Annotated in this window: 22 protein-coding genes; 17 read left to right on the top strand and 5 right to left on the bottom strand. The window is 58.9% G+C overall.

Features of this window, described 5'->3' with window-relative positions:
• From rplJ to RQ593_RS03675, 5 genes are all read left to right on the top strand, one after another.
• Positions 1-494 (top strand): 50S ribosomal protein L10 (rplJ, locus tag RQ593_RS03695; protein ID WP_311449854.1); only part of this gene is annotated, 494 nt, incomplete at its 5' end.
• A 155-nt stretch (positions 495-649) separates the two neighbouring features.
• Positions 650-1,024 carry a 50S ribosomal protein L7/L12 gene (rplL, locus tag RQ593_RS03690; RefSeq protein WP_005504884.1) on the top strand — a complete coding sequence of 125 codons (375 nt, stop codon included), beginning with the start codon at positions 650-652 and terminating at the stop codon, positions 1,022-1,024.
• Between the two features lie 324 nt (positions 1,025-1,348).
• Entirely contained in the window at positions 1,349-2,890 is a 1,542-nt protein-coding gene (locus tag RQ593_RS03685; protein WP_311449853.1) for a glycoside hydrolase family 32 protein, read from the top strand.
• Positions 2,891-3,132: 242 nt separating this feature from the next.
• Positions 3,133-5,130: a glucose PTS transporter subunit IIA gene (locus tag RQ593_RS03680; RefSeq protein ID WP_311449852.1), complete on the top strand. Its 1,998-nt coding sequence runs from the start codon at positions 3,133-3,135 to the stop codon at positions 5,128-5,130.
• Between the two features lie 274 nt (positions 5,131-5,404).
• Positions 5,405-6,058: a GNAT family N-acetyltransferase gene (locus tag RQ593_RS03675; RefSeq protein WP_311449851.1), complete on the top strand. Its 654-nt coding sequence runs from the start codon at positions 5,405-5,407 to the stop codon at positions 6,056-6,058.
• A 104-nt stretch (positions 6,059-6,162) separates the two neighbouring features.
• Here RQ593_RS03675 and RQ593_RS03670 read toward each other — a convergent pair whose 3' ends face one another.
• The 5 genes from RQ593_RS03670 to moaA form a co-directional block, all read right to left on the bottom strand.
• Positions 6,163-7,239, bottom strand: coding sequence for a LacI family DNA-binding transcriptional regulator (locus RQ593_RS03670; protein WP_311449850.1), 1,077 nt, complete (start codon positions 7,237-7,239; stop codon positions 6,163-6,165).
• A 98-nt stretch (positions 7,240-7,337) separates the two neighbouring features.
• Positions 7,338-8,651, bottom strand: coding sequence for a molybdopterin molybdotransferase MoeA (locus tag RQ593_RS03665; protein ID WP_311449849.1), 1,314 nt, complete (start codon positions 8,649-8,651; stop codon positions 7,338-7,340).
• A 143-nt stretch (positions 8,652-8,794) separates the two neighbouring features.
• Positions 8,795-9,502 carry an NTP transferase domain-containing protein gene (locus tag RQ593_RS03660; RefSeq protein ID WP_311449848.1) on the bottom strand — a complete coding sequence of 236 codons (708 nt, stop codon included), beginning with the start codon at positions 9,500-9,502 and terminating at the stop codon, positions 8,795-8,797.
• The gene (locus RQ593_RS03655) at positions 9,502-9,768 is read right to left on the bottom strand and encodes a MoaD/ThiS family protein (RefSeq protein ID WP_297605427.1); all 267 of its coding nucleotides are present in this window, start codon (positions 9,766-9,768) and stop codon (positions 9,502-9,504) included. Before RQ593_RS03655 ends, RQ593_RS03660 begins: the two co-directional genes overlap by 1 nt.
• Positions 9,769-9,871: 103 nt before the next feature.
• Positions 9,872-11,083: a GTP 3',8-cyclase MoaA gene (gene moaA, locus RQ593_RS03650; RefSeq protein ID WP_070846812.1), complete on the bottom strand. Its 1,212-nt coding sequence runs from the start codon at positions 11,081-11,083 to the stop codon at positions 9,872-9,874.
• Positions 11,084-11,315: 232 nt separating this feature from the next.
• Between moaA and modA the strand changes: the two genes are divergently transcribed.
• From modA to RQ593_RS03590, 12 genes are all read left to right on the top strand, one after another.
• Complete coding sequence (gene modA / locus RQ593_RS03645) at positions 11,316-12,122, top strand: molybdate ABC transporter substrate-binding protein (RefSeq protein ID WP_311449847.1); 807 nt, start codon at positions 11,316-11,318, stop codon at positions 12,120-12,122.
• 37 nt (positions 12,123-12,159) lie between these two features.
• Positions 12,160-13,032, top strand: coding sequence for an ABC transporter permease (locus RQ593_RS03640; RefSeq protein ID WP_303979891.1), 873 nt, complete (start codon positions 12,160-12,162; stop codon positions 13,030-13,032).
• Between the two features lie 123 nt (positions 13,033-13,155).
• The gene (locus RQ593_RS03635) at positions 13,156-14,535 is read left to right on the top strand and encodes a molybdopterin molybdotransferase MoeA (RefSeq protein ID WP_311449846.1); all 1,380 of its coding nucleotides are present in this window, start codon (positions 13,156-13,158) and stop codon (positions 14,533-14,535) included.
• A 108-nt stretch (positions 14,536-14,643) separates the two neighbouring features.
• Positions 14,644-15,144, top strand: coding sequence for a cyclic pyranopterin monophosphate synthase MoaC (moaC, locus tag RQ593_RS03630; RefSeq protein ID WP_044150196.1), 501 nt, complete (start codon positions 14,644-14,646; stop codon positions 15,142-15,144).
• Positions 15,145-15,200: 56 nt separating this feature from the next.
• Positions 15,201-15,719 (top strand): molybdenum cofactor biosynthesis protein B, encoded by a 519-nt coding sequence (locus RQ593_RS03625; RefSeq protein WP_005508377.1) that lies wholly within the window; start codon positions 15,201-15,203, stop codon positions 15,717-15,719.
• Positions 15,709-16,215, top strand: coding sequence for a molybdenum cofactor biosynthesis protein MoaE (locus RQ593_RS03620; RefSeq protein ID WP_311449845.1), 507 nt, complete (start codon positions 15,709-15,711; stop codon positions 16,213-16,215). The genes RQ593_RS03625 and RQ593_RS03620 overlap by 11 nt, the downstream gene beginning before the upstream one ends.
• A 129-nt stretch (positions 16,216-16,344) precedes the next feature.
• A complete protein-coding gene (locus tag RQ593_RS03615; protein ID WP_311449844.1) occupies positions 16,345-17,538 on the top strand; it encodes a ThiF family adenylyltransferase in 1,194 nt (397 codons plus the stop codon).
• A 78-nt stretch (positions 17,539-17,616) separates the two neighbouring features.
• Positions 17,617-21,336, top strand: coding sequence for a nitrate reductase subunit alpha (locus RQ593_RS03610; protein WP_311449843.1), 3,720 nt, complete (start codon positions 17,617-17,619; stop codon positions 21,334-21,336).
• On the top strand, positions 21,336-22,949 hold the full coding sequence (gene narH / locus RQ593_RS03605; protein WP_005504921.1) for a nitrate reductase subunit beta: 1,614 nt from the start codon (positions 21,336-21,338) through the stop codon (positions 22,947-22,949). The genes RQ593_RS03610 and narH overlap by 1 nt, the downstream gene beginning before the upstream one ends.
• A 3-nt stretch (positions 22,950-22,952) precedes the next feature.
• Positions 22,953-23,693, top strand: a complete 741-nt coding sequence (gene narJ, locus RQ593_RS03600; RefSeq protein ID WP_005504922.1) for a nitrate reductase molybdenum cofactor assembly chaperone — start codon at positions 22,953-22,955, stop codon at positions 23,691-23,693.
• A 26-nt stretch (positions 23,694-23,719) separates the two neighbouring features.
• Positions 23,720-24,553, top strand: a complete 834-nt coding sequence (gene narI, locus RQ593_RS03595; protein WP_070642956.1) for a respiratory nitrate reductase subunit gamma — start codon at positions 23,720-23,722, stop codon at positions 24,551-24,553.
• Positions 24,554-24,583: 30 nt separating this feature from the next.
• Positions 24,584-25,804 (top strand): nitrate/nitrite transporter, encoded by a 1,221-nt coding sequence (locus tag RQ593_RS03590; RefSeq protein ID WP_005504924.1) that lies wholly within the window; start codon positions 24,584-24,586, stop codon positions 25,802-25,804.
• Positions 25,805-25,842 lie beyond the last annotated feature (38 nt).

Here is a 25,842-nt window from a genome sequence, read left to right as displayed (position 1 = left end):
TGAAGGAACTCTTCGAAGCTTCGAACGCAGTCATCCTGACCGAATACCGCGGTCTCTCTGTTGCACAGCTCAAGGAGCTGCGTCGCGCACTCGGTGCAGAGACCGAATACGCCGTGGTGAAGAACACGCTGGCTGCTATCGCAGCTAAGGAAGCTGGCATCGACGCATTCGACGGCCACCTCCAGGGTCCCTCCGCACTGGCATTCATCAAGGGCGACCTGATTGATGCTGCTAAGGGCCTGCGTGACTTTGCCAAGGCTAACCCCCAGCTGATTGTGAAGAACGGTTACTACGAAGGTGCCGCTCTGACCGAGGACGACGTCAAGCGCTACGCTGACCTGGAATCCCGCGAGGTTCTGCTGTCCAAGGTTGCAGGTGGTGCAAAGGCTACCATCGCACGCATCGCACAGGTTGTGGACGCACTGCGCGTCAAGCTGGAGGAGCAGGAAGGCGCAGCTCCCGCTGCTGCCGAGGAGGCTTCGGAAGAGGCATAAGCCCCTTTCGTGCTACTGCACCAGCGCTGAGATACTCAGCAGCGTGAACGCGAATAGCGTGTAACGCACCCTAAATTTGACCGACCCTCTCGGGTAGGTACTGAAGATTTACACCGCGGGCGTCAGCCCGCACCAGATAGTGAAGGAGCCAAACAATGGCTAAGCTGTCCATCGAAGAACTCATTGCAGCATTCAAGGAACTGTCCCTCGTTGAGGTTTCCGAGTTCGTCAAGGCATTCGAGGAAGAGTTCGACGTCACCGCAGCTGCTCCCGTTGCAGTTGTAGCAGGCGGCGCAGCAGGCGAGGCTGCTGAAGAGAAGTCCGAGTTCGACGTTATCCTGGAGTCCGCTGGCGACAAGAAGATCGCAGTGATCAAGGAAGTTCGTGCCCTGACCTCCCTCGGCCTGAAGGAAGCAAAGGACCTGGTTGACAGCGCTCCCAAGGCTCTGCTCGAGGGCGTTTCCAAGGAAGACGCTGAGAAGGCTAAGGAGCAGCTCGAGGCTGCTGGCGCAACCATCACCCTCAAGTAATCGACTTCTTCTCGATTCTTACGCGGGCGGTGCATCCATCGGATGTGCCGCCTCGCGGCATTTAACGGCCCCGAACCCGCCCGGTATGAAGACCGGGGACAGGTTCGGGGCTTTGCCGTGTTCGCCTTTTCTCCTGTAGCAAACGGTGGCGCTGTCCCATCTGACCGCGCTCACCTGCAGAAGTCGCTGTGACCGCCCTGTGCCTCGGATGAGAGAGGCTGAGAGCATTGTGGTGCCTCTCTCCTAGAGCCCGGCAACGGGGCAGAGGTGCCGTATGATGGGATGAGACAACCCAGACATTCCTTTGCACGAAAGCGGATAGACATGAGCGAGCAGAAGAAAAAGAAGAAGAGCGCAACCGAGCGACCCGCCCGCGATCTGGCGGCTGAAGCACAGCAGGTCCTGGACGCTTTCGGTGCCGGTGTTCGTGAAGACCGCGATTACCCGGCACTGCACCTGGCGCCTCCCGTGGGTCGCCTGAACGACCCGAACGGTCTGGTCTTTGACGGTAAGCGCTACCACGCCTTCTACCAGTACTCGCCCCTGCATCCGGAGCGTATGGTCTACTGGCGTCATGCGGTGAGCGAGGACCTGACCCACTGGACCGATGAGGGTACCGCGCTGGTTCCCGATAGCCGCTACGATTCGCACGGCTGCTACTCCGGCTCCGGTATTAAGGTTCCCGGTGGTTTTGAGTTCTTCTACACCGGTAACGTGAAGGATGAAAAGGGCAACCGCGAAACCTATCAGATCCTCGCAACTGCGGGTGAGGATGCGAAGCCGACCCGTCAGCTGCCCCCGCTGATTTCTGGTCCCGAGAAGGGCTACACCGCGCACTACCGTGACCCGCACGTCTTTGAGCGTAACGACGAATGGTGGATGGTCATTGGTGCTCAGCGTGAGGACCTGACCGGCGCCGTGGTCGTGTACACCTCCGCAGACCGCCGCGAGTGGACCTTCCGCGGCGAGCTGGGTATCAAGGATAAGACCCTCAAGGGCACCTACATGTACGAGTGCCCCTCCCTGCTGAGCATGCGTGATGAGCTGACCGGCGAAATCCGCGACGTGCTGATTTTCAGCCCGCAGGGCATGCAGCCCCTCGGCGAGAAGTACAACAACATTTTCCAGAGCGGCTACATTGTTGGTTCGCTGGATAACGAGACCCTCAAGTTCACCGTGGAGACCCCCTTCACCGAGCTGGACGCCGGTTTCGAGTTCTACGCACCGCAGACCATCTCCGGCACCGGCCTGACCGCCGACCCGAAGGCACCGCACGATGTATGCGGTGACGCCCCGGTAATGATTGCGTGGCTGGGCAATGCTGATCAGGATGATTTGCCCTCGTGGAGCCACCGCTGGGTGCACATGTTTACCTACCCGCGTGAGCTGCACTTGCGTAACGGCAAGATTTTCCAGCGTCCGGTGCCGCAGCTCAACGACGCGATGAAGATGACCCCGCTGTACCGCGAGGAGGAGAAGGGCAAGCTCGTAGAGCTGAAGAATGCCCTGACCTTCCGTCTGCGCGGCCGCGTGAATGTCTCCGATGAGCGCGTGAAGCTGAAGATCAAGGACACCCACGGCGTGGCTCTGAGCATCGTTCTGGATAAGGACTTTGTGCAGATGGACCGTGGCGGTACCCGCTACACCGAGGGTGGTAGCCTGCGCCGCCGTACTCTGAAGCGTTCGAAGATTCGCGAGTTTGACCTGCTCGTGGACGGTTCGGCTACCGAATTGTACGTGGGCGGTAAGCTGGTTGCCTCCATGGGCGCTGAGGTTATGACCGCTCGCACCTTCTTCAAGGGCGATAAGCGCCGCGTCCGCCTGACCGGTGGCGAGGTGCTGTCCCTCGAGTATGGCCGCCTCTAAGCCGTTTTCTATGCGTTGGGAGCCGCCTACACGGGTGGTTTCCGGTAATTTCTGAATATGTCTGAGGGCTCACTCTCCGCATGGAGGGTGGGCCCTCGCTTTTAAGAACTTTCCCGTGATACCATGTTTTACATCTGATATGTCAAACGTATGACATACACATGACATGCACACACAGACATGTCACCCCAACTCATTCACAAAGCATCATCCGGTGGTGCTCCAAACAAAGGAGAGCGAGCGTGGACCACAAGTCAGTGGCACAGCGCGTGCTGAAGGACGTCGGTGGCGCCGGCAACATCGTTGCAGCCGCACACTGCGCAACCCGCCTTCGCCTCGTCCTGAAGAACCAGGACAAGGTCGACCAGGCAGCAATCGACAACGACGAAGACCTCAAGGGTAGCTTCCTCAATGCTGGCCAGTTCCAGATCATCGTCGGCCCCGGCGACGTCAACGAGGTGCATAAGCACCTAATCGCCGCTGGCGCACCCGAGGCATCCAAGGACGAGCTCAAGGAAATTGCCTCCAAGCAGGGCAACATTGTCTCCCGCTTCATCAAGACCATTGCTGACATCTTCGTGCCGCTCATCCCGGTGCTGGTCGGTGGCGGTATGCTGATGGCGCTCAATAGCCTCCTGACCTCTAAGGGTATTTTTGGCCCCCAGGCAGTTATTGAACTTTTCCCTGAGTGGGCTGACTTTGCGGATATCGTCAACCTGCTCTCCGCAGCTCCCTTCGCCTTCCTGCCCGTGCTGGTCGGCTTCTCCGCCACCAAGGTCTTCGGTGGTAACCCCTACCTGGGTATGACCATGGGTGCCGCAATGGTATCCCCGGCACTGATGAACGGCTACAGCGTCGCAGCATCCCTGGCAGGTGCTGAAGGCACCGACCCGATGAAGTACTGGAACCTCTTCGGTCTGCAGGTTCAGCAGGCGGGCTACCAGGGTACCGTGCTGCCCATCATGCTGGTCGCATTTATCCTGTCCCACGTCGAGAAGTTCTTCCACAAGGTCCTCAAGGGAACCATCGACTTCATCTTCACCCCGACCCTCACCATCCTGATCACCGGCTTCCTGACCTTCCTGTTGGTTGGACCCCCGATGTTCCAGCTGGGCACCTGGCTGGGTGAAAGCATCAACTGGCTCTACACCGTTGCCGGCCCGCTCGGCGGTCTGCTCTTCGGTACCTTCTACGCATTCATCGTGATGACCGGTATGCACCAGGCATTCCCGCCCATCGAGATGAGCCTGTGGGCTACCGGTGGTTCCTTCATCTTCGTCGTTGCCTCCATGTCTAACGTGGCTCAGGGTGGTGCCGCAGCCGGTGTCGCACTGACCACCAAGAACAAGAAGATTAAGGGTATTGCTTCTGCAGCCGCACCTTCCGCGTTCCTGGGCATTACCGAGCCCGCAATGTTCGGTGTGAACCTGGCTCTGCGCTGGCCCTTCTACATTGCAATCGTTTCTGCGGGTATTGGTTCGATGGTTACCTCTATTCTTGGAATTAAGGCGGGTAAGCTGGGCGCTGCTGGTTACCTTGGCTTCCCCTCGATTGAAGCAACCGTCGGTGCAGGTATCCCGGGCTTCTTGGGCTGCCTCGTCCTGACCACCGTCATCGCTTTCGTTGCCTCCTTCATCTGGGGTAAGAAGGTCGAGGCTGGCAGCACTGAGGAAGCTGAGGCACCCGCTGCTACCGCTCCCGCCGCTCCCGTAGCAGCTACCGCAGCTCCCGCTGCCGCTGTAGCAACTGATGCTGGCGAGAGCGTCGAAATCGGCTCCCACATGGTCGGTTCCGTGGTTCTGCTGGCTGACGTCAAAGATCCCACCTTCTCCTCCGGCGCACTGGGCGCAGGTACCGCAGTGGAGCCCACCGAAGGTAAGCTCTACGCACCGGCTGACGGCAAGATTACCGTTGCATTCCCCACCGGCCACGCATACGGTCTGCGCACCGAGGACGGCCTGGATCTGCTGATGCACATCGGCATGGACACCGTTGAGCTCGACGGCAAGCACTTCGAGCCCAAGGTTGCTAAGGGCGACACTGTCAAGCGCGGCGACGTCATCGCCGAGTTCGATATTCCCGCCATCAAGGCGGCTGGCTACCCGCTGGCAACCCCCATGGTGATCACTAACGCCAAGAAGGCAGCTGCTTCGGTTGAAGATGTCCAGGTTTCGGGCGCATCTGTGACCAACGCAGATTCGCTTCTGAAGGTTGCACTGAAGGCAAAGGCTAACGCATAGTCTGCACTCTTAGTGAGTAGATAACCTCAACGTGATGTACACCCCGTACCGCTCTTCCTAGAGTTGGTGCGGGGTGTGCAATTTTTCCTGCAAAAACATGTAAAAGTAGTGTGAATAAATATGCATAAAAATTATGCATAATAGTGCAATATAAGTTGGCACATATTTGGTGCATGGCGATGAAAAATGTCTTGATAAGGCACAATTTATTGGCCAGGAGTGAATAATCCAGCTAATATTTATGTATAGTTTCAAGCTTTTGTAAAGGGTGAATATGACCTCAGCTTCCTATACCGTCCGCACCGCCGAGTTTCATGAATATGCAGATGCGCTCGAGGTGCTGATTGCCGCATTCGACGGAGACCCCGCCATGATGGCAGTCATCGCAGGCGGTAGCCGCCGACAGGAACTTGCCAAGCTCCGCGCTATCATGACCCTGCAGGTCTACGGCAACTTCCAGGGTCGCGGACGTATCGACATCGCTATCGATAACTCCACCGGCAAGATTGTGGGTGTCTGCCTCTGGAACACCCCCGAATCCCACGAAGGTTCCTTCGCTAACGAGCTCAAGCAGTTTGGCGCCTACTACAAGGCGCTCGGTTGCAAGACCCTGCTGAAGGCGATCCTGATGGAGCTGCACCTGCTCAAGTACCGCCCCGCCTACAAGCACTGGTACCTCTTCAACATCGGTGTTCTCGAAGAGTATCGAGGCCGCGGCATCGGATCCCAGCTACTCGACTACGGCACCGAACGCATCGGTGACTACCCCGCCTACCTCGAAGCATCGACCTACGACAGTGCACGCCTCTACGAGCGCCGCGGATTTTTCTCCCTCGGCCCGCTCCACGGCATCTTCTCTGACGCACATGCCGTCGGTATGGTCTACCCCGGAACCGGCCCGACCGAGATTGTGCAGCGCACCTCCTAAACTTCCGGATGCCAACACAAACCGATAAATACATAAACGAAAGCCGCCCCACCGTGAGCACTCGCACGGTGGGGCGGCTTTTTATGGTCAAAGGATGAGGCTTCTTATTGCAGCTCATCCGGGGCAGAGGTATCAGGCTGAATCTGATCCAGGTTTGGGATAGAACGCACCGTTGCCCCCAGGTGGAGCTCAACGGGGAGTACATCCTCAGGCTGGCTAATCGGGGGAGCATCTTCCTCAGTAGATTCTCCCTGCTGCAACTCAATGAGCTGCAGCAGACGCTGCGCGGTACGCTTCGCCATACCCTCAATCGGCTGAACCACCGTCGCAAGCTCCGGCATGAGCAGTTGAACGCTCTGCGTACCGTCGTAACCTACCACCTGGAAATCCTCGGGAACGCGGATGTTTCGAGCACGTGCCCACCCCAGCGCCAATGCGGCGTAATTATCGTTGGAAGCAAAGACCGCGTCCACCGGCTCGGGGCTTTCGGCGCGTTCATCCAGGTAACGGTAGAGCACCTCGCGCTTAATACCTAGCGAGGGGCGGAAACCCAGCTCCACAAACTCCGGTATGAGCCCCGCCTCAAGCATTGCCTCGCGGTAGCCGCGCTGACGCTCATTATGCTCGCCCAGAGTAGAAGTCACGTGGACGATATTCTGCGCACCCGTGGCAATGAGGTGCTCCGTGGCGGCGCGGGCGCCTCCGTAGTTATCGGAGCGGATATTCGGGTAGAAACCGCTTTCGAGGCGGTCTACGGTCACCAGGGGAGCCTGTGCGTGGGGAATATTGACCAGTGTGTCTGAGTGGGCGCCACTGATGATGCCGTCCACCTGATTGGCAAAGAGCATCTCCAGATAGCGCTTTTCCTGCTCGGGGTGATCGTCGCTATTGCAGAGAATGACCCGGTAGCCTGCCTCGGCGAGGTGGCTTTCGAGGCGGTACACCATCTCCCCGTAGAAGGGGTTCGCGACCGTCGGGAAGATGAGGCCCACCATCTGCGAGCGCTGACCCTGCAGGCTGCGAGCGATGGCGTTGGGTTGGTAGCCGAGTTCCCGCATTGCCTCGTGGACTTTGGTGCGGGTGCTTTCGCTCAGGTAGCCGCGGTTATTGAGCACGCGGGAGACCGTGGTGGGGGAGACACCCGCTAGTGCTGCAACGTCGCTGAGTTTGGGCTTAGCCACGGAGGCTCCCTTCGGTATGCTAAACGATTGACATATCTCTCTACTATACCCCGACCGCATACCGCATAAACATTCCAACGCCGGAAAATAGCGCCTTACTACAGCACCGGAATAATCGGAACCCGAGCCCCCACCTCATGGGCAGAACCCCGAACCGAAGAATCATCCAACACCGCGCAGTGAGTAGCCGCCGCCAACGACGACAGCATATGCGACGCCGACTTCGGCAGAGGATACGCCACACCATCACGCACCGACACGGGAAGCAGACGAGCCCCCGCCGGCTTACGCAACGTATCAACAGGCTCACCCAGAACCGCAGAATCCAGCTCCGGTAGAGGCATGTCCCTCATACCAGCCAGAAGCGGCGGCAAATACGAATACAGGGCAGTGTAAGCCGCCAAAGGATTACCCGGCAGACCCAGCACAAAACGCTCACGACCCGAATTCGGGCCTGTCTCCGGAACCGGCAGGCGCGCAGCCAATGCAGGGTGCCCCGGACGCACATCCACCGACTCAAACAGATACGTCGCACCCATATCGTTGAGCACCTTACGCACCAAATCAACACCCGAAGTGCTCGACCCGCCCGTAAACACCAGCACACGAGCCGTCGACGTGGACAAGAACGTGCGGAACTCAGACTCAACATCCGCCAGGCGAATCGAAGGGCGCGCCTCACAGCCAGCAGAAATAATCGCATGCTCCATAAAGCCGCCAAACGCATCACGCACCTGACCCGGCGCCGGCACACCAAACGTAATGACCTCATTACCCGTAAACGCGCAACGCACCGGAATCGGAGCATACACCGGCAACTCATCAAAACCATTCGTGCCCAAGAACGCCGCCATACGCGCAGAGATACGGTCGCCGTGGCGTGCCAACAGCTCGCCACGCTCCAGCTCAGCACCGGCATGGCGAATATCAGCACCCGGCGCCGGAGGCTCAAAACCCTCCGCAATATCCAGGTAATGAATGCTCGACTGAGTCTCCAAATGAGCGCTCACGCCCGGACGAGAAGAAGCCTCAGCACCCTCATACAGGCGGGAATGCTCCTCACGCACAATCGCCTCAGCGCCCTCCGGAATCAAACCACCCGTCAGAATCGGAGTCGCCTCACCCGGAGCAATCGGCACCGTCAGACGGTGAATATTTGCGCGAGAATCCTCCGGGTACGCCGGGGTTACCAGACGCCACGGAGGCGCACCCGCCACAGCGTAACCGTCCATCGCCGAAGAGCTGTAGTGGGGCACCGGCATCATCGAATAGACATCGTCCGCCAAATAGTGGTCAATCGTCGCCAACAGCGGCAAAGACTCCGTCTTCACATGGTGAGCAATCTCCAGGCCCTGCTCATGCAGAATCTGGCGGGCCTGCTGCCACGAAACAGAAGGAATATGGTGAGACATCGTACCTCGTAAAAGTGTGTGCGGGACGCGCAACAGCGCGCGAGCTCAAAAACATCGCCCGGTCGGGCGTTAAGACCTACCACTAGGGTACTCGTAGCTTGGCAACTAGCGCTCCCGCGCGCCTCAGATGCTAATAACTCGTGCTAATAACTCGACCAGAGCGAGGTCGTATAGCCGAGAGCCTGCGCCTGCTCCCAGGTATCAACATCGGCGGTATCAGCGGCAGACATCTCCACCGCCGCGGGGTTCAGACGGCGCAAAAAAGAACGAACAGAAGCGTCAGTCGTACCGGTCGAAAAGACCGAACGGATCGCCTCAAAACGGTAAATACCCACCAGCGGCTGATAGATGCCCTCAGAAACACCCCAGAAACCCTCAGAAGCTTCAGAGTCACTGGGCGCTTTAGAACCGGTGGGGGAGAGGGTAGCCGCTACCTGCTCAGCACTTCGTGCCGCGGCAATCAGCTGCTGAACCGCCGGAGCAATACGCGGAGTATCCACACCCAAAATCAGGCACCAGCCCGGCAACGGGGTCTGCGAGCGCTCACAATCCGCCGCAATACACTCCAACCCGGCATGAATCGCCGCGGCAGGACCCGAAAACGGCGGATCCTCACGAGTACGCAACACCCCGGTAGGCAACGGCAAGCTCTCAGGACCCACCACCACACGCGGAAAAGCAACCGCAGCTGCGTTCAAAGCACAATCCAGCAGAGTGCTGGTGCCATCAGACAGAGACGCCTTCGGCACGTGCCCAAGACGGCGAGAAGCGCCTCCGGCAACAATGACCGCGGCGCATGAAAAATCACCCTCAGCGGGGAGCGGGGAACCGGGCATCTTATCCGCCGGCATTATCCACCCGCAAAGGGAGGCAGAACGTCCACACGGTCGGCATCCTGCAGGGCAACATCCGCCTCCGAGCGGGCACCGTTGACCAGGAAGGAGCACTGCTCCATCACCTGGGCAAGAGTCAGACCAGAAGGAGTCGTACCCTCCAGGGTCCGACCCAGGTGCTCAATGAGCGCGCCAAGAGTCGCGGACGGCAGCTCAGCCAGAGGCACCGACAGCTGCGCGGTACCCGCCGCAGAACGCGCGGCAGCGAAAAAATGAACCTGCATAATGCTCCTCAATCCTTACGTCAGGGAACAGCCGAAAATCACGGACGTAAGAGCCAACAAAAGCCTTATCCGCGCATCTTCGGCTGATGAATCAGCGGCTTTCCTAGCCACCAATAGCGCTCATCGAGCGGCTCGCCTTCGCGAACTCCTCAATATCGAAGTCAGCGTCTTCCTTACCGTGCGCACGCGGCTTAAACCACATGCCCTCACGCCAGCGCAGAGCCAGCTCCTTATCGTCAGCGCCAGAACGCAGAAGCTGCATCAGATCAGTCTCGGTATCGGAGAACAGGCAGGAGCGAATCTTGCCGTCCGCCGTCAGACGGGTGCGGGTGCACGCATTGCAGAACGACTCCGTCACCGACGCGATAATGCCCACGCGGCCCAGCGACTCGGTGCCGTCGGTCGGGAAGCCTGCCTCATCGAGGGCAGTACCGAGCGGGTACACCTCCCACAGCTGAGCGGGGGAGTCGCCGCGAGCCTCAGTCACCGAACCCAGAACGTACTCAGCCGACAGCTTCTCGCGAATCTCAGCGGCAGTAATGGTGCCCTCACGGGTCCAACGGTTATCTGCATCCAGTGGCATCTGCTCAATGAAACGCAGCTGATAGCCGCCCGCCAACGCCCAGCGCAGAAGCTCCGGAGCCTGATCATCATTCAGGCCCGGCATCAGCACAGCATTAATCTTGATGGGCCACAGACCAGCCTCCGCCGCACCGTCAATACCCTTGAGCACGGCGTCGAGCTTATCGCGGCGGGTCAGCTCGGCAAAGGTCTCACGGCAAATCGTATCCAGAGAAACATTGATGCGGGTCAGACCAGCCTCCGCCAGGGCGGCGGCACGCTTCTCCAAACCAATACCGTTCGTCGTAATCGCCAACGGAATGCTCGGATGCGCCTCATGGATGCGAGAAATAATGTCCACCAAATCAGCGCGGACCAGCGGCTCACCACCGGTAAAGCGGATCTCCTCCACGCCCAGCTCAGTGATCGCAATATCGGCAAGGCGCGCAATCTCCTCGGCGGAGAGCAGATTATCCTTCGGAAGCCACTGCAAACCATCCGCCGGCATGCAATAAATGCAACGAAGATTACATTTATCGGTCAGAGAGATACGCAGATCCGTCGCCACGCGACCCCAACGGTCCAAGAGCGGACCGCTGTTCGTAATATTAGGGAGCTTACGCGCAGGCTTGACGCCGCTCTCAGATTTTTCGGGCGTAACAAAAGCAGCCCCGTTACCCTCCGCAGAAGATAAGGTGCTTAACGTTGGGCCCGCAATGAGTTCAGAAGAGGCCGAATTCGCCGTGTACGCCATGTAAAACCTATGTGGAAAATTTGCATATTTCAGGTGACAATATGATTATTCCATGTTCCGGCGCCCCGTACATAGTGTGTGCAGGGTAAGTTACAACTGCGCCACAGCAGACAACCACGACGAAGCAACGCCGCGTGTACAAGCTAGGGACGTACACGGAACGTCACATAAAGCCCGCACATGGACGCACCTCACCTTCAATAGCAGTACGAACCAACCAAGGAAATACCTCATGAAGAGCCCTCTCGCAGCCCTCAGCGCGCTCGCGGCAGCAACCCTCGCCCTCACCGGATGCGGCGCCACCCAGAGCTCCTCTTCGTCCACCGCATCTGCTGCAAGCAGCCAGGCAGCCTCCGGCAAGGTAGAAGTCTTCGCCGCAGCATCCCTGAACAACGCCGGTGCAGACCTCGAAAAGGCATACGAAGCCGCCAACCCCGGCGTAGACGTCACCTTCGTCTACGAAGGCTCCGCAAAGCTCGTCAATCAGATCGAGCAGGGCGCAACCCCCGACCTGCTCATCACCGCAGACACCAAGAACATGGACAAGGCAAAGAAGCTCGACCAGTTCTCCAACTCCGAAACCAACGTTCTGGTCACCAACAAGCTCGTGCTCGTCACCGCCGAAGGCAACCCCGGCAAGATCAACAGCCTCGACGACCTCAAGACCACCGAAGGCGTCGTCGCAGTCTGCAAGGAAGACGTTCCCTGCGGCACCATCGCCCACCAGGAACTGAAGAAGCACGACATCACCCTCAAGAACGCAACCACCGAAAGCAAGGTCACCGACGTAGCAACCAAGGTCACCACCGGTAACGCCGACGCGGGCTTCATCTACACCACCGACCTCGCCGCAGCCAAGAAGAAGGGCGCCAACCTCGGCTCTGTCGAACTGACCGACGTGGAACGCAACGAATACCCCGCAGCGCTGAGCAAGACCGGCTCCTCCTCCGAAGCCGCGAAGAAGTTCAACGAATGGCTGAAGAGCTCCGATGAGGCGAAGAAGATTCTCACCGACTACGGCTTCAGCACCGCAAAGTAATTCAACACAGTAGGGAACAACCCGCGTCTCGCCACCCATGACAGACACTACCGCTACCCGCCGCAACGCCGGAACCTCACGCACACCCGGAAGCAGGCTCTTCGCCTCCGTGCCCGTGCTCTTCCTGGTTCCGGCGTCGCTGGGTATTTTCCTCATTGCCGGACCGCTCCTCGGGCTCTTCCTCAACATCCCCTGGAGCCAGCTCGGCAGCATCTTCACCCCGCAGGTGCTCGGGGCGGCAAACCTCTCCCTCAGTACCGCCGCCGCCTCCACCCTCATCTGTGGGCTTCTTGGTGCACCCCTGGCGCTCGTGCTCTCCAAAGTGCTCAACCGCTCGCGGCTACATCGGTTCGGGTCGGTCCTCTACGCCATCATCTACACCCCGGTGATTCTCTCGCCGGTCGTCTCCGGTCTCGGGCTACTCTTCTTCTGGGGACGCAAAGGCATGATTGGCACCTACCTCTACCAGGCAGGAATCTCCATTCCCTTCACCCCCAACGCGGTGATTATCGCCCAGGTCTTCGTCGCCCTACCCTTCTTCGTTGCCACCGCGGTCACCACCCTGCAGGCTATTCCCCGCGAATACGAAGAAATCGCCCTCGTCGAAGGCGCTAAACCAGCAGAAATCACCTTCAAAGTACTGCTGCCCCTCGCCGCGCCCGGCCTGGCCACCGCCTTCCTGCTCTCCTTCGCCCGCGCCCTCGGCGAATACGGCGCAACCGTCACCTTTGCCGGTAACGTGCAAGGCAAAACCCAAACCATACCCCTCGCTATCGACCTGGCCATCAACAGCAGCGACATCCCCAGTGCCCTCGGAAGCGCCCTGATTCTCATCAGTCTCTACCTAGGAATCTTCGGGGTCCTCGGCCTGATTCGCGCCCTGAAAAAACTACGCGAAAGCACCCGATAAACCACCCCATCACTTGCCCCGCACGCCCCCGGCACACACCGGTCATTAGGCAAAACTGCATTTACCAGTACACAAACACACGCCTACACTAGTCATAACTGCCGCCGCACGATTGGAACCGCCATGATTTCCCCCGAATTCAACGGAACCCCCAGCACCGAAGAATACCGCGCCTACCTGGCACTACTGCTACGCGAAGTCTTCATCGGCACCGCAGAAACGGTTCCCCTCTACCAAGCGGCAGGACGCATCCTCGCCCAAGACGTCACCGCACGCATGGATGTACCCAGCTTCGACAACTCCCAAATGGACGGCTACGCCCTCACCGCCGAAGCTGCAGAACGCGAAGACCGCATCTTCACCGTCGGACGCGAAATCCCCGCCGGCCGCCCCCTCCAGCGTTCCCGCTCCTCCGACGACCTGACCTACCCCATCATGACCGGCGCACCCATGCCCAAGGGCTACGACGCCGTCATCCCCGTCGAACAGTCCGAACGCATCGAATACCCCGACCTGCCCGAATCCTTCGGCCGCCCCAGCGAAAAGGTTAAACTCGCCCCCGGCAAGCCCGGACAGTTCGTGCGCCGCCGCGGCGAAGACGTCGTCACCGGCCAGATCCTTGCACGTGCCGGCGAACGCATCACCCCCGCCCTGCTTGGTGCGCTCGCCTCCCAGGGCTATGCGCGCCTGACCGTTGCGGCCGGTCCTCGCGTGCTCGTGTGCACCGGCGGCGACGAAATCCTCTCCGGCGTTGAAGAAGACGGAAGCGCCACCACCCAGGAGCTCGGTCAAGGCCAGATTTTTGACGCCAACGGCCCCATGCTCACCGCCATGCTCCGCGAAGACGGGGCGGAGGTGCGCCGCATCGCTATCGGTGACGACCCCGTAGAGCTGCTGCACCGCCTCGCAGCAGAATACGAGAGTTTCGCGCCGGACATCATCATCACCTCCGGAGGCATTAGCCACGGTAAATACGAAGTGGTGCGCAACGCCATCGCCAAGGCACACGAAGCCGACATCCTGGTGCCCGTCTCCTGGTTTGGGCATGTCAGCCAGCAGCCCGGCGGACCGCAGGGCGTAAATGTTCTCGATTTCAAGGGACACCGCGTGCCCATGATTTCCTTCCCCGGCAACCCGGTGAGCACCCTCATCTCGTACGCCCTGATTCTGCGCCCCTATCTGCGTGCCGGCGGCCCCTACGGAGTGCCCTATGCGGTCGCCTCCGAACAGGCAACGCTGAACAACGCACCGCGCGGCGTGCTCGTCACCGACACCCCGCTTACCGCACCGGCGACCAAGCGCCAGTTCCTGCGCGGTACCCTCGCCATGGTCGAGGTCGAGCCCGGAACCTACCGGGTGGAGCTCTACCCCGACGTGCTCTCCGGCTCGCACCTGCTACACCGCGCCGCACAGGCGGATGTGCTCATTGAGCTGGCGCCCGGAACCACCTACACCGGGGGAGAAGCGGTACCCTACCACCGCATCCGCCTCACCGATAACTAGGCGACGCACCCCCGCATTGTTCCCAGCCAGAGCGACAGGGAATAATTGAGACTCACACCAAGTAACGAATCGCGGCAGAAGAACACCGCGCAGAAGCCAGGAGAAACGATGACCTCTACCTCTCAGCCCAACCAGGAACTGACCCACGTGCGCGCCGACGGCTCGGCACACATGGTGGACGTTACGGAGAAGTCGGTCACTACCCGAACCGCCCTGGCTGAGGCGACCGTGCGCACCCGCGAAGACGTGATTGCCATGATTTTTGATGCCGATCTGCCCAAGGGCGACGCTCTTCCCGTTGCACGTGTTGCCGGCATCATGGGCGCTAAGCGCACCCCGGAAATCATTCCCCTCTGCCACCCGCTGCCCCTGGGTAAGATTACGGTGGACTTTGAGCGCGGCACCGACTTTGTGCGTATTGAGGCGTCCGTGAAGACCCGTGGCGTCACCGGCGTAGAGATGGAGGCGCTCACCGCCGTCTCCTCGGCGGCGCTGACCGTTTTCGACATGATTAAGGCAGTCGATAAGCACGCCGTCATTACCGATATCCGTGTTCTGGAGAAGAGCGGCGGCAAGTCCGGCGACTGGTCCGTCCGCGAGGACTCCTAAGCTGCGGCGGCGCACCGCCCCCCTCGTCATCTGATAGATACAGAAAAGGAATTCCAATGAGTAGCGAAGACTACACCATGCCCGAGAACCTCACCGGCTTGGTTATTGTCGCCTCCACCCGTGCAGCCCGCGGCGTGTACGAGGATAAGTCCGGCCCCATCGCTGTGGAGTGGCTGCGCTCGCGCGGTTTCGACACCCCGGATGCCGTGGTCATTGAAGACCGCGATATTGTCGAGTACTTCAACACCCTGGTGGCCGAAGGTAAGAAGAACGGTAACCTGCCGACCTTCATCCTGACCAGCGGTGGTACCGGTCTGAACTCTGACGACCAGACCGTGGAGGCGGTTCGCCCCCACCTGGACAAGGAAGTACCCGGCATCATGCACGCCTTCTGGATGAACGGTCTGAAGAACGTTCCCGCGGCGGTGCTTTCACGCGGCGTGGCGGGTGTTATTGACCGAACCTTCGTGATGACCCTGCCCGGTTCGCGCGGTGGCGTGAAGGACGGCGTGGCAACCCTCGACCCGCTTGTTGAGCACATTTGCCGCCAGATGGAGGACTACCATGACCACTAAGACGCAGAACGAAGAATCCCTGGACCATTCGGGTGCGCACGGTGCTGAGCCGAGTGGTTCGACCGTGGTGTTCACCGATATTACGGAGGCTCCCTTGGAGCCGCTGTACGCGGCGGCTAAGGCTGAGGTCATGACTGACGCTATGGGTGCGCTGGTAATTTTTGACGGTATTGTACGCAACCATGATCACGGTAGTGCGGTGCGCGGGCTGTCCTATAGTGCGCATCCGCAGGCTCGTGAATATATTGCGGAGGTTGCCGCCGAGGTTGCTGCCGAGCTGGACGGTGTGCGTCTGTGGGCTGTGCATCGTGTGGGTCCGATTGCTATTGGTGAGTCGGCTCTGACCGTGATAGCGGCGGCTGCTCACCGTGGCCGCGCGTTTGATGCCTGTGAGCTGGTGGCTGACCGGGTGAAGGCTCGTGTGCCGATTTGGAAGGAACAGGAACTGCTCGATGGAAGCATCGAGTGGGTTGGTGTGGACACTTCGCCTGCTTAGCCTTCTGAATATTCTGATATCTCTATATAAGCCTGTCAGGGGGATTTCTCTCGGGCAGGCTTATTCTTCTTGATGCTTGGCGCTCTGAAAGCGCAAGCCACCCTCTACTACGTGACTCGAGGAATCCCTATGTCTTCTCAGCCTTCAACCGGCGCGAGCGAGCTCTCTGCCGCTGAGCGTGCGTTCTATTCTCGTCAGCTGATCCTGCCCGAAATGGGGTATGAGGCTCAGCTGGCGCTCAAGGGCGCGCGTGTGGTGGTGCTGGGCGCCGGTGGTTTGGGTGCTCCCGCTCTGCTGTACCTGGCGGGTGCCGGAGTCGGTCAGATTGTGGTGGTTGATGATGACGTCGTGGATGCTTCGAATCTGCACCGCCAGGTGATTCATACGCACGCCAGGGTGGGTAATTCTAAGGCTGAGTCCGCCGCAGAGTCTTTGCGCTCGCTGAATCCTTTTATCGAGGTTGTGCCGGTGCGTGAGCGCCTGACGGAGGCGAATGTTGATGAGCTTCTGGCTGACGCTGATCTGGTGCTGGATGGTAGCGATAATTTTGAGTCGCGTTATGTGGTGTCGGCGGCGGCAGCGCGTGCGGGGATCCCGCATGTGTGGGCTGCGATTCTTGGCTTTGATGCGCAGCTGAGTGTGTTTTGGGCGGGGCGCGGTCCTGTGTATGAGGATTTGTATCCTCATGCTCCTGCGGAAGGTAGCGTGCCGTCGTGTAGTACCGCCGGTGTGGTGGGTGCTATGGCTGGCGTGGTGGGTGCTGCGATGGCCATGGAAGCGGTGAAGCTGCTGACCGGGGTGGGGGAGCCGCTCATGGGTGAGGTTGGCCTATATTCAGCGTTAAGCGGGAGGTGGGAATATATACCTCTTGTAGCTAGCGTGCAAGCTGTACCTAAGAAAAGTGCCATTTTGCCTCAAGAAACGAGCCATAAGCCCAAAAATCATGTAACAATTCGTAATATTTCTCAGGATTTTATAAGCCCTTCTGTCGACTCGAAGCCCCGCTCGATGAGCGCTCAGGACCTTAAAAAGGTGTCATCGGGTGAAAATATTGCCCTTTTGGACGTTCGTGAGCGGGTGGAATTCGATGCTTTTGCGATTGACGGTGCTATCAATCTGCCTCTCACTGAATTGCTTGAAGCGGCTCGAAATGGCTCCCTCAAGGCCTTGATTGAGCGTAAAATCCCCGCAAATGCCCAGAAAATCGTTATTTACTGCACTGGATACACCAGAACGGTTGAGGCTGCTCGTGAAATAGCCCCTCTGGAGGAGCGTTCTGTGTACATGCTTGAGGGTGGAATTTCTGCCTGGCTTACGGTCTAAAACACCCTTATTTCGTATGAATTAGGCAAGGTTTTTATCTCGTATTTTCCATGCCAAATATCCGATATATTGGGCAGTATGGAACAAGCATCACAGATTAAGGGCCCGGACGGCCCCCTTACCGATCAGCTGATCAAGTTCGGTAAGTTCTTCTCCCGCTGGGATGAGACTGAAGACGGCCGCGCCGTCTTCCGTGAAGGCGGCCGCGAAGGTGACGCCTTCTACCGCGACCGTTGGAGCCATGATAAGGAAGTTCGCTCTACCCACGGTGTGAACTGCACCGGCTCCTGCTCCTGGAAGGTGTACGTCAAGGACGGCATTATCACCTGGGAAGCACAGGAAACCGACTACCCCTCGGTTGGTCCCGACCGCCCCGAGTACGAGCCCCGCGGTTGCCCCCGCGGTGCAGCATTCTCGTGGTACACCTACTCTCCCACCCGCGTTAAGTACCCCTACGTTCGCGGTCTCCTGCTGGAGATGTACCGCGAAGCGAAGGCAATCCACAACGATCCCGTGGACGCATTCCACTCCATCGTGTCCGACCCTGCCAAGCGTGCACGCTACGTGAACGCACGCGGTAAGGGTGGTCTGGTGCGCTCGACCTGGGCTGAGGCTCTCGAGCTGATGGCTGCTGCTCACGTGCACACCATTAAGTACTACGGTCCCGACCGTAACACCGGCTTCACCCCGATTCCGGCAATGTCCATGGTCTCCTTCAGCGCGGGTGTTCGTTACATCCAGCTGATGGGCGGCGTCATGACCAGCTTCTACGACTGGTACGCTGACCTCCCCGTGGCTTCCCCGCAGGTGTTCGGCGACCAGACCGACGTGCCCGAGTCCGGCGACTGGTGGGACGCTGCATACCTCATCTTGTGGGGTGCAAACGTTCCGCTGACCCGTACCCCGGATGCTCACTGGGTCTCCGAGGTTCGCTACCGCGGTACCAAGGTTGTCACCGTGAGCCCCGACTACGCCGACAACACCAAGTTCGCTGACGAGTGGCTGCCCGCACAGGCAGGTACCGACGCGGCACTGGCAATGGCGATGGGCCACGTCATCCTCAAGGAGAACTACGTCGACCAGCGTGTCGAGTTCTTCGAGGACTTCTCCCTGACCTACACCGACCTTCCCTTCCTGGTCACCCTGGAAACCCGTGAAGACGGCGTTAAGGTCCCCTCCAAGTTCCTGACCGCAGCTAAGCTTGCTGGTGAGGCTGAGCAGCCGAACGCTGACTTCAAGCCCGTCCTGATGGACCGTGAGACCGGTGAGGTCTTCGTACCCAACGGCACCATGGGTCACCGTTACGCTCAGGAAGACCAGGGCAAGTGGAACCTGGACCTGCAGGGTCGTAAGCCGATTCTGTCGATCCGCGACCTGCCCCAGGGTCAGACTGCAGCTGCAGAAATCAAGATGCCGACCTTCGACAACCCGAAGGGTCACGGCGACGTCATTACCCGCGGTGTGCCCGTAGCCTACGTTGAAGGCCACGAAGTCACCACCGTCTTCGACATCATGCTGGCACAGTACGGTGTGGGCCGTGAGGGCCTGCCCGGTACCTGGGCTAAGGACTACGAGGACTGGAACGTTCAGAACACCCCTGCATGGCAGGAGCAGATTACTTCGGTCCCCGCTGAGGCTGTTATCCGCGTTGCCCGCGAGTTCGCCAAGAGCGCCCTGGACTCCGGCGGTCGCTCCATGGTCATCTTCGGTGCGGGTATCTGCCAGTGGTACCACGCTGACACCACCTACCGCGCTATCCTCGCCCTGCTGAACCTGACCGGTTGCCAGGGTCGTAACGGTGGCGGTTGGGCTCACTACGTGGGCCAGGAGAAGGCACGTCCGCTGACCGGTCTGACCAACATTGCGAACGCTCTGGACTGGAGCCGCCCGCCGCGTCACATGATCGGTACCGGCTTCTGGTACATGCACACTGACCAGTTCCGTCAGGATGCATACTCCACCGACTACCTGCAGTCCCCGCTGGCTAAGGGCGAGTTGCGCGACGTTCACACTGCTGACGTTGTGGCACGTTCTACCCGTATGGGCTGGATGCCGTTCTACCCGCAGTTCCCCGAGAACTCGCTGGACCTGGCAGACAAGGCAGAGCAGGCTGTGGCACGCGGCGAGGCTTCCTCGAACGCGGACTACATTGCAAAGCGCCTGAACTCCGGTGATCTGGAGTTCTCCGTTGAGGACGTTGACAACCCCGTCAACTGGCCTCGTACCCTGACCCTGTGGCGTTCGAACCTGTTCGGTTCCTCCGCTAAGGGTGAGAGCTACTTCCTGAAGCACCTGGTCGGCAGCATGGACAACGTCCAGGGCTCCGATTCGGAGAAGCTTCCGAACGAAGTGAAGTGGGTTGACGACGCACCTCAGGGCAAGCTGGATCTGCTGGTCACCTCGGACTTCCGTATGACCTCCACCACCCTGCTGTCTGACATCGTTCTGCCGACTGCAACCTGGTACGAGAAGCACGATATCTCCTCGACCGATATGCACCCGTTCCTGCACGCGTTCTCCCCGGCAATTGACCCGCCGTGGGAGGCAAAGACCGACCACGAGACCTTCAAGGCTTTGGCGTACGAGTTCACTCGCCTGGCTAAGAAGCACCTCGGCGTCCGTAAGGACATCGTTTCGGTCCCGCTGCTGCACGACACCCCCGGCCAGATTGCTCAGCCCGGCGGTCACGCACCCGACTGGAAGAACACCCCCGGTATGGAGGGTGTACCCGGCAAGAACATGCCGAACTTCGTCACCGTCGAGCGCGACTACGGCGCACTGTACGACATGTACACCACCGTTGGCCCGCTGTTCGACAAGCTCGGTGCAACCACCAAGTTCATCACTTATGACCTGAAGGACGAAGTCGCGAAGATGGCTAAGGAATTCGGTGTGATGGACTCCGGTAAGGGCGCAGGCCGTCCTGCACTGGACACCGACGTGAAGATTGCCGAATCCATCATGATGATTTCGGGTACTTCTAACGGTGAGGTTGCTATCAAGGGCTTCAAGGAGCTCGAGAAGCAGACCGGTCTGCACCTGATGGACCTGGCAGAAGGTAACGAGGAACGTCGTATCACCTTCCCCATGACCCAGTCTGCACCGCAGCCCGTGATGACCTCCCCCGAGTGGTCCGGTTCGGAGACCGGCGGTCGCCGCTACGCTCCGTTCACCGTCAACATCGAGAAGAAGAAGCCGTTCCACACCCTGACCGGCCGTATGCACTTCTTCCTCGACCACGACTGGATGCACGAAATGGGCGAGGCTCTGCCGATTTACCGTCCGCCGCTGGACATGACCGGTCTGTACAACGAGCCCGAGCTCGGTACTACCGATGGTGTTTCGGTTGCTGTTCGCTACCTGACCCCGCACAACAAGTGGGCAATTCACTCGCAGTACTTCGACAACCACTACATGCTGAGCATGTTCCGTGGTGGCCCGACTGCATGGATGAGCCCGCAGGACGCTGACAAGATTGGCGTCAAGGATGGCGAGTGGATTGAGTGTGTGAACACCAATGGTGTCTTCGTTGGTCGTGCGGTTGTTTCTCACCGTATGCCCGAGGGCGTCTGCTTCGTCTACCACGCTCAGGAGCGTATGGTTAGCCCGAAGTCTGAAGTCACCGGTAAGCGCGGTGGTATTCACAACTCGGTGACCCGTATTCTTCTGAAGCCCACCCACATGATTGGTGGCTACGCTCACCAGGCGTTCGCCTTCAACTATCTCGGACCGACCGGTAACCAGCGAGACATCGTCTCGTACATCCGTCGCCGTAAGTCCCAGGAGGTAACTTTCTAATGCGCGTTATGGCACAAGTTGCTATGGTGATGGCGCTCGATAAGTGCATCGGCTGCCACACCTGCTCCGTGACCTGTAAGCAGGCATGGACGAACCGAGCCGGTACCGAGTACGTCTGGTTCAACAACGTTGAGACTCGTCCCGGTCAGGGTTACCCCCGCCGTTACGAGGATCAGGAGAAGTGGAAGGGCGGCTGGGTGCTGAATAAGCGCGGTCGTCTGGAGCTCAAGAGCGGTAACCGCTTCCAGAAGCTCTTCACGATTTTCGCTTCCCCGATTCAGCCCGAGCTGAACGACTACTACGAGCCCTGGACCTACGATTACCAGAACCTGACCAGTGCTCCTCTGGGTGATGACTTCCCGGCTGCTAAGCCGGTATCCCTCATCACCGGTGAGGACACCAAGGTCGAGTGGGGTATGAACTGGGACGACAACCTGGCTGGTGCGACCGAGTACGGTCACCTGGACCCGCTGGTTGAGAAGGTTCGCAAGAAGGCTGAGGACAAGATTAAGTTCGAGTTCGAGCAGACCTTCATGTTCTACCTGCCTCGTATTTGTGAGCACTGCCTGAACCCCTCCTGCATGGCTTCTTGCCCCTCCGGCGCTATCTACAAGCGTGCTGAGGACGGCATCGTTCTGGTTGACCAGGACCGTTGCCGCGGTTGGCGTCAGTGCATCACCGGTTGCCCCTACAAGAAGGTGTACTTCAACCACAAGACGGGTAAGGCTGAGAAGTGTACCTTCTGCTACCCCCGTATTGAGGCTGGTATTCCGACCGTGTGTGCTGAGACCTGTGTTGGTCGTATGCGCTACATCGGCATCTTCCTCTACGATGCAGACCGCGTGACTGAGGCTGCTTCGGTTGAGGACGAGAAGGATCTCTACGAGGCTCAGCTGTCGCTGATGCTTGATCCTTCGGATCCGGCTGTGATTGAGCAGGCTCGTAAGAACGACATCCCCGATGCGTGGATTACTGCAGCTCAGAAGTCGCCCGTGTACAAGCTGGCGAAGGAGTGGAAGGTGGCTCTGCCCCTGCACCCCGAGTACCGCACCATGCCCATGGTTTGGTACGTGCCGCCGCTGTCGCCGATCGTTGACCTGCTCAAGGAGCAGGGCCACGACGCAGAGAACAGCAACAACCTGTTCGGCGCTATTGAGTCTCTCCGTATTCCGGTTGAGTACCTGGCTGAGCTGTTCACCGCTGGCGACACTGAGGTTGTTACTAACGTTCTGCGCCGCCTGGCTGCGATGCGTTCGTACATGCGTGACATCAACCTCGGTGGCGAAGGCAACGAGGAGATCGCTCAGGCAGTTGGCATGACCGGTCAGCAGGTGTACGAGATGTACCGCCTGATGGCTATCGCTAAGTACAACGAGCGTTACGTCATTCCGAAGGCTCACATGGAGGACGCCCACAACCTTGAGGAAATGGGCTGCTCCCTGAGCGTGGATGGCGGACCCGGCATGTACGGCGATGCGTTCAACGACATGGAGGGTCGCCCGACCCCCGTGTCCACCGGTGTCTACGAGGCTAACAACAAGGTCAGCTTGTTCAGCTGGGACGGTTCTTCCCGTCCTGACGGCCTCTTCCCGAATACCACCGGAAAGAAGTAATAAGTGGCTGGATTCTTTTCCAAGCTCATGGGCAAGGCCGGTTCCGAGGCTACTGTCTCGGAGCCGGCTCAGCCGGAGAACCCGTTTGATATCGATTACGGTCCCGGCGAGGATAAGGACTCGGTGATTTACCAGGTGAGCGGTATGCTCCTGGGCTACCCCGATGAGGAGACTCTGAAGGTTCTGCCTGAACTGGTGGAGATTACCGCTTCCACCCAGGATGAGGCTTTCATTGCTGCCGTTGATGCGGTTCAGCAGTGGCTGACTTCTAAGGACCTGGAGGATGTGCAGTCCGAGTACGTGCAGGAGTACGACCTTTCACGTCGTCATTCTCTGCATCTGTCCTACTGGACCGATGGTGATACCCGCCGCCGTGGTGAGACGCTCCTGCGTTTTAAGCAGATGTACCGCGACTCCGGTATGTTGACCGTTTTGAATGGTGAGCTTCCGGACTACCTGCCGCTGGTGCTGGAGTTCTGTGCGTTGGTGGATCGCCGTAAGGGACGTTCCGCTTTGCAGGCGTACCGTCCGTCCCTTGAGCTTCTTCGTCTGTCCATGAAGGACGGAAATCTGCCCCACTACGGGTTGTTGCAGAGCATCTGCGATACCCTTCCTGGCGTCTCTCCGCAGACTCAGGAGGAGGTCCAGAAGATGGCTGGCTACGGCCCTCCCGTCGAGACTGTTGGCCTGAATGGCTACGCTGATCATCAGCTGCTCCAGCAGGCTTCGGCTCGTTCTAACTAGTTTTATCCCTTGTGAGGAGACAACACGTGTACGTACTTGCTTCTGAGAACGCAGGACATGCTGCACAGGCTGTAGCCGATCCGGGTATTGTTGACATCCTGCTGTGGGGCGTTCTGCCCTATGTTGCACTGGTCATTCTGATTGGTGGCACCATTTGGCGTTACCGTACTGACCAGTTCGGATGGACTACCCGCTCGTCCCAGGTCTATGAATCGAAGCTGTTGCGCATCGCTTCGCCCCTGTTCCATTACGGTCTTGCGGCCGTTTTCCTTGGCCACGTTGGTGGTCTGCTGGTGCCTAAGGCATTCACCGACCTGGTCATTTCGGAGGACACTTACCACATTGTGGCGCTGGCTGGCGGTTCTGTTGCTGCGGTCGCAACCATTGTTGGTATGTTTGTTCTGATTGGTCGCCGTGTTTCGAACTCTCGTGTGCGTTCGGCTACCACTCGTAATGACGTTTTCATGTATGTCGTTTTGGTTCTGGTGATTCTCGCCGGTACTGCGGCTACTCTAATTTCGGCAGTGAACCCCTCGGGTGGTTTGCCTCCGGTGAATGGTCACGAGGTTCACTTCAACTACCGTGAGACCATTTCTGTGTGGTTCCGTTCGCTGTTCTACTTCCACCCTGAGGTGGCTCTGATGGTGAATATTCCTGTGGCTTTCAAGATTCACATCGTGGTGGCTATGGTTCTGTTCATCATTTGGCCGTTTACCCGCCTGGTGCATGCACTGACTGTGCCTCTGCACTACCTCTTCCGCCCCTACACCGTGTACCGCTCTCGTGGCGGCCAGCGTGTTGGTGCACGTCGAGGTTGGGATCCGGTTGGTACTCTCCCGCGTGAGCGCGCCGACCGCTAATACACATATCCATATTGCAAAAGAGGAAATATGAGCACCCCTGCTGCACCGAGCTACGACCTGAAGAATGGTCAGCTCCGTAACGTTCTGCTTGCAACCTTCGCCTCGACCATTGGTTTCTGGGCGTGGACCGTTGTTGGCCCGCTGGCCAAGATGTACGCAAAGCAGATGCACCTGGACGCTGGTATGACCAGCCTTCTGGTTGCTATGCCGATTTTCATCGGCGCTATCGGCCGTATTCCCGTTGGTGGTCTGACTGACCGCTACGGTGGTCGTATTATGTTCACCGCTGTTCTGGCGATTAGCGCACCCCTGGTCTTCCTGGTTGGTGTTGCTGGTCAGATGAACTCGCTGCCCATGCTGCTTGTTGTGGCGTTCTTCCTGGGTATTGCGGGTACCGTGTTCGCTGTGGGTATTCCCTTCAGTTCCGCATGGTATGACGCTTCCAAGAAGGGTTTTGCGACCGGTGTGTTCGGTGCCGGCATGGTGGGTACTGCAATTTCTGCATTCGCTACCCCCCGCCTGGTGCAGGGTATTGGTTACTTCCAGACTCACGTTCTGATTGCTGTTATCTGTGCTGTAACCGCTGCTATCTCTTTCTTCTTCTTGAAGGATTCCCCGGCAACCATCGGCCGTGAGGTTACTCCGCTGATGCCGAAGATTGTTCAGGCATTCAAGGTGAAGACCACTTGGCAGCTGTGCTTCCTCTACGCTGTTGTGTTCGGTGCGTTCGTGGCATTCTCGAACTACCTGCCTACTTACCTGAGCAACATCTACAACTTCAACGCTAACGACGCTGGTATGCGTGCGGCTGGCTTTGCGGTTGCTGCTGTGATTGCTCGTCCCTTCGGTGGTGTGCTGGCTGATAAGTTCGGTCCGAAGATTATCACCCTCATCTCCCTGGGTGGTGTGGTGATCCTGGCAGTTATTACCGCGTTCCAGCCTGATGCTGAGCACGTGTATGGTGCTGTTTTCATCCTGATGGCTGCTCTTCTGGGTCTGGGCCACGGCTCGGTCTTCGGCTGGGTGGCTCGTGCGGCTGATCCGAAGAACGTTGGTGCGGTGTCCGGTGTGGTTGCTGCTGCTGGCGCTCTGGGTGGTTTCTTCCCGCCGCTGGTGATGGGTGCAACCTACAACCAGGCTGAGAACAACTACTTCATCGGTCTGATGCTGCTGGCTGTGACTGCGGCTCTGGCTTTCCTGTCGGCATTCCTGGTGCCGCACGGTGGCAAGCCCAACCACGCTAAGTAGGTTCTTCTAGTACATCCTTCTGCAGGATGTATGCGAAG

The sequence above is a fragment of the uncultured Rothia sp. genome (assembly GCF_963507905.1).
GTDB lineage: Bacteria > Actinomycetota > Actinomycetes > Actinomycetales > Micrococcaceae > Rothia.
The sequence above is the reverse complement of the archived record's forward strand: the minus strand, read 5'-3'. Positions and strand labels throughout refer to the sequence as shown.

Bases quoted from the DNA above. Each gene is read 5' to 3' on its own strand.
- narH (WP_005504921.1), top strand. From the start codon at position 21,336: ATGCGCGTTATGGCACAAGTTGCTATGGTGATGGCGCTCGATAAGTGC.
- RQ593_RS03635 (WP_311449846.1), top strand. From the start codon at position 13,156: ATGATTTCCCCCGAATTCAACGGAACCCCCAGCACCGAAGAATACCGC.
- RQ593_RS03610 (WP_311449843.1), top strand. From the start codon at position 17,617: ATGGAACAAGCATCACAGATTAAGGGCCCGGACGGCCCCCTTACCGAT.
- RQ593_RS03660 (WP_311449848.1), bottom strand. From the start codon at position 9,502: ATGCCGGCGGATAAGATGCCCGGTTCCCCGCTCCCCGCTGAGGGTGAT.
- modA (WP_311449847.1), top strand. From the start codon at position 11,316: ATGAAGAGCCCTCTCGCAGCCCTCAGCGCGCTCGCGGCAGCAACCCTC.
- moaA (WP_070846812.1), bottom strand. From the start codon at position 11,083: ATGGCGTACACGGCGAATTCGGCCTCTTCTGAACTCATTGCGGGCCCA.
- RQ593_RS03615 (WP_311449844.1), top strand. From the start codon at position 16,345: ATGTCTTCTCAGCCTTCAACCGGCGCGAGCGAGCTCTCTGCCGCTGAG.
- RQ593_RS03675 (WP_311449851.1), top strand. From the start codon at position 5,405: ATGACCTCAGCTTCCTATACCGTCCGCACCGCCGAGTTTCATGAATAT.
- RQ593_RS03625 (WP_005508377.1), top strand. From the start codon at position 15,201: ATGAGTAGCGAAGACTACACCATGCCCGAGAACCTCACCGGCTTGGTT.
- RQ593_RS03640 (WP_303979891.1), top strand. From the start codon at position 12,160: ATGACAGACACTACCGCTACCCGCCGCAACGCCGGAACCTCACGCACA.
- RQ593_RS03665 (WP_311449849.1), bottom strand. From the start codon at position 8,651: ATGTCTCACCATATTCCTTCTGTTTCGTGGCAGCAGGCCCGCCAGATT.
- moaC (WP_044150196.1), top strand. From the start codon at position 14,644: ATGACCTCTACCTCTCAGCCCAACCAGGAACTGACCCACGTGCGCGCC.
- RQ593_RS03620 (WP_311449845.1), top strand. From the start codon at position 15,709: ATGACCACTAAGACGCAGAACGAAGAATCCCTGGACCATTCGGGTGCG.
- rplL (WP_005504884.1), top strand. From the start codon at position 650: ATGGCTAAGCTGTCCATCGAAGAACTCATTGCAGCATTCAAGGAACTG.
- RQ593_RS03655 (WP_297605427.1), bottom strand. From the start codon at position 9,768: ATGCAGGTTCATTTTTTCGCTGCCGCGCGTTCTGCGGCGGGTACCGCG.
- RQ593_RS03590 (WP_005504924.1), top strand. From the start codon at position 24,584: ATGAGCACCCCTGCTGCACCGAGCTACGACCTGAAGAATGGTCAGCTC.
- RQ593_RS03685 (WP_311449853.1), top strand. From the start codon at position 1,349: ATGAGCGAGCAGAAGAAAAAGAAGAAGAGCGCAACCGAGCGACCCGCC.